The organism is Vibrio sp. V08_P9A1T1 (assembly GCF_963874405.1).
In the GTDB taxonomy this organism is placed as follows: Bacteria; Pseudomonadota; Gammaproteobacteria; order Enterobacterales; family Vibrionaceae; genus Vibrio; species Vibrio anguillarum.
The window spans coordinates 20,499-28,906 of sequence record NZ_CAWNIB010000144.1; the positions used below are offsets into that span (position 1 = coordinate 20,499).

The following is an 8,408-nucleotide window of genomic DNA, read 5'->3' on the forward strand; positions in this document are numbered from 1 at the left end:
AGGCGCTCGGCGAGCGCCTTTCTACCAGGATAATCCAGAGGGTTTACCGCCAAGATTACTCTTCGTCTTCTAGCTCGATGTTGATACCTAGCGAGCGGATCTCTTTCAGCAATACGTTGAAAGACTCTGGCATGCCAGGTTCCATGCTATGGTTACCATCAACGATGTTCTTATACATCTTCGTACGACCGTTAACGTCATCTGACTTAACAGTAAGCATTTCTTGTAGTGTATATGCAGCACCGTATGCTTCTAGTGCCCACACTTCCATCTCACCGAAACGCTGACCACCGAACTGAGCTTTACCACCAAGTGGTTGCTGAGTTACTAGGCTGTACGAACCTGTTGAACGAGCGTGCATCTTGTCATCAACAAGGTGGTTCAGTTTGAGCATGTACATGTAACCGACAGTTACAGGACGCTCGAATGCATCACCAGTACGACCATCAAACAGTGTTAGCTGACCAGAAGTTGGTAGGTCGGCTAGGCTTAATAGTTCTTTGATTGATGCTTCTGACGCACCATCAAATACTGGAGTTGCAATCGGTAAACCACCACGAAGGTTGTTCACAAGAGTACGAACATCACCATCAGACAGAGCAGCAATATCTACTTTCTGACGCGTATCGCCAAGATCATAAACCTTCTGTAAGAACTCACGCTGCTTAGACAGCTCTTGTTGTTCTTTAACCATTTGGTTGATCTTGTCACCAATACCTTTTGCAGCCAGACCTAAGTGAACTTCAAGGATCTGACCGATGTTCATACGTGACGGTACACCCAGTGGGTTTAATACGATATCAACCGGCTGACCGTTTTCATCGTAAGGCATGTCTTCAACAGGGTTGATCTTAGAGATTACACCCTTGTTACCGTGACGACCTGCCATCTTATCACCAGGCTGGATACGACGTTTCACCGCTAGGTAAACTTTAACAATCTTCAGAACGCCAGGCGCTAGATCATCACCTTGAGTGATTTTGCGACGTTTCGCTTCGAACTTCTTATCGAAGTCAGCTTTTAGCTCATCCCACTGCTCAGCAAGCTGTTCAAGTTGAGATTGTAGCTCGTCGTTTTCTAGTGTTTGTTCTAGCCATTTCTTACGATCAATCGCATCAAGCTTCGCTTCAGAATAGCCACCATTGATCAGTACAGCTTTCACACGTGCTAGTAGACCACCTTCAAGAATTTGGAACTCTTCGGTAAGGTCTTTCTTCGCTTCTTTTAGCTGCATGTGTTCAATTTCAAGCGCACGCTTGTCTTTCTCTACGCCATCGCGAGTGAAAACTTGAACATCGATAATGGTACCTGAAACAGAGTTTGGTACACGCAGTGACGTATCTTTAACATCAGAGGCTTTTTCACCGAAGATTGCACGTAGTAGCTTCTCTTCTGGAGTTAGCTGAGTTTCGCCTTTCGGCGTTACTTTACCAACTAGGATGTCACCACCCTTAACTTCAGCACCAATGTAAACGATACCTGACTCGTCTAGTTTAGACAGAGCCGATTCACCTACGTTTGGAATATCCGCTGTGATCTCTTCAGAGCCCAGCTTAGTATCACGAGCCACACAAGAAAGTTCTTGGATGTGGATAGTCGTGAAACGGTCTTCTTGAACGACGCGCTCAGATACTAAGATCGAGTCTTCGAAGTTATAACCATTCCAAGGCATGAATGCGATACGCATGTTTTGGCCAAGCGCTAGCTCACCAAGGTCTGTTGAAGGACCATCAGCAAGGACATCACCGCGAGCTACAGGTTCACCTGGCATCACAGTAGGACGTTGGTTAATACATGTGTTTTGGTTCGAACGTGTGTATTTAGTTAGGTTGTAGATGTCGATACCCGCTTCACCAGATACAAGTTCATCTTCATTAACTTTAACTACGATACGAGACGCATCAACTGACTGCACCATACCGCCACGTTTGGCAACGGCAGTTACACCAGAGTCAACCGCTACATTACGTTCGATACCAGTACCAACCAACGGCTTCTCAGCGCGTAACGTTGGAACCGCTTGACGTTGCATGTTCGCACCCATCAATGCACGGTTCGCATCATCGTGTTCTAGGAACGGGATAAGCGAAGCGGCGATTGATACGACCTGGTTGGTCGCAACGTCCATATAGTCAACATGTTCACGAGGGTGAAGACCAGATTCACCTTTTTGACGAGCTGTGATCAGCTCATCTGCAAACGTACCTTCTTCAGTCAGAATGGCGTTTGCCTGCGCGATAACAAATTGACCTTCTTGGATAGCTGACAAGTAGTCAACTTCATCAGTCACCACACCATCAACAACGCGACGGTACGGAGTTTCTAGGAAACCGTATTCGTTACAACGTGCAAATGCTGACAATGAGTTAATCAGACCGATGTTCGGACCTTCTGGCGTTTCGATCGGACATAGACGACCGTAGTGAGTTACGTGTACGTCACGTACCTCAAAGCCAGCACGCTCACGAGTTAGACCGCCAGGACCCAATGCAGAAATACGACGTTTGTGCGTCACTTCTGAAAGTGGGTTGTTCTGGTCCATAAACTGAGAAAGCTGTGAAGAACCGAAGAATTCTTTAACGGCCGCAGAGATAGGCTTCGCATTGATCAAATCTTGAGGCATGATCGCATCAAGATCGCCAAGGCTTAAGCGCTCTTTCACTGCACGTTCAACACGCACAAGACCTACGCGGAATTGGTTTTCAGCCATTTCACCAACAGAGCGAATACGACGGTTGCCAAGGTGGTCGATATCGTCCACTTCGCCAATGCCGTTACGAATGGCGATCAACTTCTTCATCACTTCGATGATATCAGTTTCGTCAAGCGTACCAAGCTCGCCGGCATCTTCACGCTCAATTGAGCTGTTGAACTTCATACGGCCTACTGTTGATAGGTCATAGCGTTCTTCTGAGAAGAATAGGCTTTCAAACAGCGATTCGGCTGCTTCTTTTGTTGGTGGCTCGCCAGGGCGCATCATGCGGTAGATTTCTACTAGTGCAGAAATACGATCAACCGTACTGTCGATGCGGAGCGTCTCAGACACAAATGGACCATGATCAAGATCGTTCGTAAATAGAACTTCAAGTTTCTTATAGCCCGCTTGTGAAAGATTCGCTAATGCTTCCAAGCTAATTTCTTGGTTTGCGCTAACGATGACTTCACCAGTTGCTTCATTGACATAATCTTTAGAAGCGACTTTACCAACGATGTACTCAACGGGTACTTCGATAAAATCAACGTTATCTTTTTCTAGTTGACGAATATGACGAGCCGTTACACGACGACCTTTTTCGACATAAACGGTACCATTTGCTTCAATATCAAATGACGCTGTTTCGCCACGCAGGCGCTCAGGTACCAACTCCATAAGAAGAGTTTGGTCTTTGACTTCAAACTTCACTTTTTCGAAGAACAGATCCAAGATCTCTTCTGTCGATTTACCAAGTGCACGAAGAATGATCGATGCAGGCAGTTTACGACGACGGTCAATACGCACGTATAGGTTATCTTTTGGATCAAACTCAAAATCTAACCATGAACCACGGTAAGGGATAATACGTGCGTTATAAAGAACTTTACCTGATGAGTGAGTTTTACCCTTATCGCTGTCGAAGAATACGCCTGGGCTTCGGTGCAGCTGGGATACGATAACCCTCTCAGTACCATTAATTACGAAGGTACCATTGTCTGTCATGAGGGGAATTTCACCCATGTAGACTTCTTGTTCTTTAATATCTTTTACAGTACCTGCTGGCGCGTCTTTATCAAAGATCACTAGGCGTAGTTTTACGCGTAGTGGCTTAGAATAAGTTACACCACGAATTTGACATTCTTTAACGTCAAAAACTGGCTCACCAAGACGATAGCTAACGTATTGCAGCTCAGAATTGCCGTTATAGCTCTGAATAGGAAATACAGAACGAAAAGCAGCCTCAAGACCGTATTGTCCTTCAGGATCCTGTTCGATAAACTTGTCGAACGAATCGAGCTGGATCGATAGCAGGTATGGAATGTCCAACACTTGTGGACGAGTACCAAAGTCCTTACGGATGCGCTTTTTCTCGGTATAAGAGTAAACCATGGGGTTCCTCAGCTCGCTGATAAGTGACCCAAACTGCCCACCAATTATTCAAAAATAAAGGGTCATAGGACAGTGACTAACAGCTGTTTACTGTAGTAACACAACATCACTCAAAAATGATAGTTTGTGTGCTTTTGCACGAGTATAAGCGTCTAAACAGCGGGAAAATTCACCCATACCCTACAGCGCAAAAAGGCCGGTGGTCAATAAACCACCAGCCATTAGCCTTGCGGCTAAGAAATTAAGTAATAATTACTTAACTTCAACAGTCGCACCAGCTTCTTCTAGCTCTTTCTTAAGTGCGTCAGCTTCTGCTTGAGAAACTGCTTCTTTAATTGCAGCTGGAGCGCCGTCAACTAGAGCTTTAGCTTCTTTAAGACCTAGGCCAGTTGCGCCACGTACTGCTTTGATTACAGATACTTTGTTTGCGCCAGCAGCAGTTAGGATTACGTCGAATTCAGTTTGCTCTTCAACAGCTGCTGCTGCTGGGCCGCCTGCAACTACTGCAGCTGCAGCAGAAACACCGAACTTCTCTTCCATAGCAGAGATAAGTTCAACAACTTGCATTACAGACATTTCTGCAACTGCATCTAGGATTTGCTCGTTAGTAATAGACATAACAATTCTCTTTTAAGTCAACAATAAGTTTATTTAGCAAACAATAAAAAGCAATGCGAATTACGCAGCTTCTTTTTGATCGCGGACAGCAGCGATAGTACGTACCAGCTTGCCAGCAGAAGCTTCTTTCATGCACATCATTAGGCGTGCGATTGCTTCGTCGTAAGTTGGTAGTGTCGCTAGTAGTTCAGCGTCAGTTAATGCGCCTTCAAATGCAGCTGCTTTGATTTCAAAGTGCTTGTTCTCTCTAGCGAAGTCTTTAAAAAGACGCGCTGCAGCACCTGGATGCTCGTTAGAGAATGCGATCAAAGTAGGACCTACGAATACGTCTTGTAGACATTCGTAAGCTGTGCCTTCCACTGCGCGACGTGCTAGAGTATTACGAACAACTCTCATGTAAACACCCGCTTCACGAGCTTGTTTACGTAGAGAAGTCATCGCGCCTACTTGAACGCCACGAGAGTCAGCAACAACTGCAGAAAGTGCACCACTGGCCGCTTCGTTGACTTCAGCAACAATTGCTTGTTTGTCTTGAAGGTTTAAAGCCATCTTGGATTTACTCCTGGTTGTCGTTACACCACTCACTATTATCACAACAGTGAGAGTTATTTCGGTGCAGTCCCAGAAGAAAGTTTATCTATTCAAAAAATAAATTATGCTTTCTGTCAGTTCGGGCACCATCTACGTAGGTACGATTAAGTCATTTATCAAACAGACAAATAACGCCTACGGTCTTGGACGGAGACTGGGTCATAGTTCTAAGAACTAAAATCAGCCCCAACCACAAATATTAGGCGCAGAATTATACACAAATTCCACACCTAATCAAATGTATTATTACGCTTGAGCGTTTAGCGTGTTCTGATCAACAGCAACACCAGCACCCATCGTAGTAGAAATGCTTACTTTCTTCAGGTAAGTACCCTTAGCAGAAGAAGGTTTCGCTTTCTTAAGTGCAACTAGAAGAGCTTCTAAGTTCTCTTGAAGTTGGTTAGTTTCGAAAGAAACTTTACCGATAGTTGTGTGGATGATGCCGTTTTTGTCGTTACGGTAACGAACCTGACCTGCTTTAGCGTTCTTAACCGCTTCAGCAACGTTAGGAGTTACAGTACCAACTTTAGGGTTTGGCATTAGACCGCGAGGACCAAGAATGGTACCTAGTTGACCTACAACGCGCATTGCATCTGGAGAAGCAACAACAACGTCAAAGTTCATTTCGCCTTTCTTCACTAGCTCAGCTAGATCTTCCATACCCACTAAATCTGCACCAGCAGCTTTAGCCGCTTCAGCGTTTGCACCTTGAGTGAACACTGCAACACGTACTTCACGACCAGTACCGTGTGGCAGAACAGTTGCACCACGTACGTTTTGGTCAGATTTACGAGCATCAATGCCAAGGTTCACAGCAACGTCTACAGACTCAACGAATTTAGCCGTTGCAAGTTCTTTAAGAAGAGCTACAGCTTCGTTGATTTCGTATTCTTTAGTTGCGTCAACTTTCTCACGGATAGTGCGCATACGCTTAGTTAGTTTTGCCATGATATTAACCCTCTACCACTAAGCCCATTGAACGAGCAGTACCCGCAATAGAACGTTTCATCGCTTCAATGTCAGCACCAGTCATATCAGCCGCTTTCGCTTCTGCAATTTCTTGGATTTGAGCATCAGTAACCGTGCCCACTTTTTCAGTGTTTGGACGGCCTGAACCAGACTTGATGCCTGCAGCTTTCTTCAGAAGAACAGCCGCTGGAGCAGTCTTAGTTACGAACGTGAAAGAACGGTCGCTGTATACAGTGATAACAACTGGAGTAGGCAAGCCTTTCTCCATTGATTCTGTTCTTGCGTTGAACGCTTTACAGAATTCCATGATGTTAACGCCACGTTGACCTAGTGCAGGACCAACTGGTGGACTTGGGTTCGCCATACCAGATGCAACTTGCAACTTGATATAAGCTTCAACTTTCTTAGCCATGATATTTCCTAAATGTGGGTACAAACGCCAATCAGCTGATCAGCTCCCCGGTTACTTTGTCATAAAGACGTGTAAATAAGGCGCGAAATTATAATCACATTTCACGCCCTTAACAACCCTAAAAGGTGTTTTTTTAATCAAGCTTATCGACTTGGCCAAACTCAAGTTCAACAGGAGTTGCACGACCAAAGATAGATACTGACACTTTAATGCGGCTCTTCTCGTAATCCACTTCTTCAACGGTGCCGTTGAAATCAGCGAATGGACCTTCATTAACACGAACCACTTCACCTGCTTCAAACATCGTCTTAGGACGCGGAGCTTCGCTCGCTTTCTCTAGACGATTAAGAATCGCATCGGCTTCTTTGTCAGTGATAGGTGCAGGACGATCGGAGGTTCCACCAATGAAACCCATTACACGAGGAACACTACGAACTAAGTGCCAGGACTCATCATTCATGAGCATCTGTACCAATACATAGCCTGGGAAGAACTTGCGCTCACTTTTACGGCGTTGACCTGCACGCATTTCAACAACTTCTTCGGTTGGAACAAGAACTTCACCGAAGAATTCTTCCATTGCGTGCATCTTGATATGCTCACGCAGCGATTGCGCTACGCGACCTTCAAATCCAGAGAAGGCTTGAACTACATACCAGCGTTTTTTAGGAGCTTCACTCATGTATTAAACCCTCTATACCCCAGTCACGAAAGCGACAAGACGAACCATAATGCCGTCGATGCCCCAAAGTGCTAGAGCCATTACGATACTTACAGCTAAAACGATTAATGTTGTTTGCATGGTTTCTTGACGTGTCGGCCATACCACTTTGCGAACTTCCATACGAGATTCACGCGCAAACGCAATCGCCACTTTTCCTTTTGTGGTTGTCGCAGCAACACCGAGTGCTGCAATAATCAGCGCAACCACACCTGCAGCGCGAAGCACTACAGACATTTCACCATACAGGTAATTACCCACAACAGCGGCAGCTAACAGAGCAAAAGTGACAATCCACTTAAATGTGTCTGCTGCACTTGAGCTATCAGGAATTTCAGCATTGTTTGCTTTCATAAACCAACCTGTTACAAGTCTTAACATAGACGACAACAACCCCGCTGTTGCAGGGCAAATCCATAGCACAGGTAAAGCTACCTATACATACTCATCAAGATAGAAATGTCTCTATCTTAAATCCTTTGCACTGGCTTTATCGACCAACAAATCGACAACGGCCAAATTTAGTGCAGAAAAAGGGCATCAAATGATGCCCTTTTTGGTAGTCGTTAGTCAAATACTATTCGTATTTAAACGGCTAAATCAGCAATTAAGCGATAACTTTAGCAACAACACCAGCACCTACTGTACGACCGCCTTCACGGATCGCGAAACGTAGACCTTCATCCATCGCGATTGGAGCGATTAGCTCTACAACCATTTGGATGTTGTCACCTGGCATTACCATCTCTACGCCTTCTGGTAGAGAGATATCGCCTGTTACGTCCGTTGTACGGAAGTAGAACTGTGGACGGTAGCCTTTGAAGAACGGAGTATGACGGCCGCCTTCATCTTTAGACAATACATACACTTCTGACTCGAACTTAGTGTGTGGAGTGATTGAACCTGGTTTCGCTAGTACTTGACCACGTTCTACTTCATCACGCTTAGTACCACGTAGAAGTGCACCAACGTTCTCACCTGCACGACCTTCGTCAAGCAGCTTACGGAACATC

The 8,408-nt window shown here is 45.3% G+C and carries 7 protein-coding genes and 1 pseudogene; all 8 read right to left on the reverse strand.

Translation table 11 applies throughout. The features are described 5' to 3' along the window. Positions 1 to 55: 55 nt before the first annotated feature. On the reverse strand, positions 56 to 4,084 hold the full coding sequence (rpoB, locus tag AACT21_RS06930) for a DNA-directed RNA polymerase subunit beta (protein ID WP_010318961.1): 4,029 nt from the start codon (positions 4,082 to 4,084) through the stop codon (positions 56 to 58). 252 nt (positions 4,085 to 4,336) lie between these two features. Beyond that, the gene (gene rplL, locus AACT21_RS06935) at positions 4,337 to 4,702 is read right to left on the reverse strand and encodes a 50S ribosomal protein L7/L12 (protein ID WP_010318962.1); all 366 of its coding nucleotides are present in this window, start codon (positions 4,700 to 4,702) and stop codon (positions 4,337 to 4,339) included. Between the two features lie 60 nt (positions 4,703 to 4,762). Beyond that, the gene (gene rplJ / locus AACT21_RS06940; protein ID WP_026027617.1) at positions 4,763 to 5,251 is read right to left on the reverse strand and encodes a 50S ribosomal protein L10; all 489 of its coding nucleotides are present in this window, start codon (positions 5,249 to 5,251) and stop codon (positions 4,763 to 4,765) included. Between the two features lie 288 nt (positions 5,252 to 5,539). Next, positions 5,540 to 6,241 carry a 50S ribosomal protein L1 gene (gene rplA, locus AACT21_RS06945; protein WP_013857952.1) on the reverse strand — a complete coding sequence of 234 codons (702 nt, stop codon included), beginning with the start codon at positions 6,239 to 6,241 and terminating at the stop codon, positions 5,540 to 5,542. Positions 6,242 to 6,245: 4 nt separating this feature from the next. Further along, positions 6,246 to 6,674 (reverse strand): 50S ribosomal protein L11, encoded by a 429-nt coding sequence (gene rplK / locus AACT21_RS06950; protein ID WP_010318965.1) that lies wholly within the window; start codon positions 6,672 to 6,674, stop codon positions 6,246 to 6,248. 133 nt (positions 6,675 to 6,807) lie between these two features. Next, a complete protein-coding gene (gene nusG, locus AACT21_RS06955; protein ID WP_013857954.1) occupies positions 6,808 to 7,356 on the reverse strand; it encodes a transcription termination/antitermination protein NusG in 549 nt (182 codons plus the stop codon). 12 nt (positions 7,357 to 7,368) lie between these two features. Then, on the reverse strand, positions 7,369 to 7,749 hold the full coding sequence (gene secE / locus AACT21_RS06960) for a preprotein translocase subunit SecE (RefSeq protein WP_026027980.1): 381 nt from the start codon (positions 7,747 to 7,749) through the stop codon (positions 7,369 to 7,371). A 253-nt stretch (positions 7,750 to 8,002) separates the two neighbouring features. Further along, positions 8,003 to 8,408: pseudogene (gene tuf, locus AACT21_RS06965) on the reverse strand (elongation factor Tu); the annotation flags it as partial.

Coding starts and splice junctions, on each gene's coding strand:
- secE (WP_026027980.1), bottom strand. CDS start 7,749: ATGAAAGCAAACAATGCTGAAATTCCTGATAGCTCAAGTGCAGCAGAC.
- rplL (WP_010318962.1), bottom strand. CDS start 4,702: ATGTCTATTACTAACGAGCAAATCCTAGATGCAGTTGCAGAAATGTCT.
- rplK (WP_010318965.1), bottom strand. CDS start 6,674: ATGGCTAAGAAAGTTGAAGCTTATATCAAGTTGCAAGTTGCATCTGGT.
- rplA (WP_013857952.1), bottom strand. CDS start 6,241: ATGGCAAAACTAACTAAGCGTATGCGCACTATCCGTGAGAAAGTTGAC.
- nusG (WP_013857954.1), bottom strand. CDS start 7,356: ATGAGTGAAGCTCCTAAAAAACGCTGGTATGTAGTTCAAGCCTTCTCT.
- rplJ (WP_026027617.1), bottom strand. CDS start 5,251: ATGGCTTTAAACCTTCAAGACAAACAAGCAATTGTTGCTGAAGTCAAC.
- rpoB (WP_010318961.1), bottom strand. CDS start 4,084: ATGGTTTACTCTTATACCGAGAAAAAGCGCATCCGTAAGGACTTTGGT.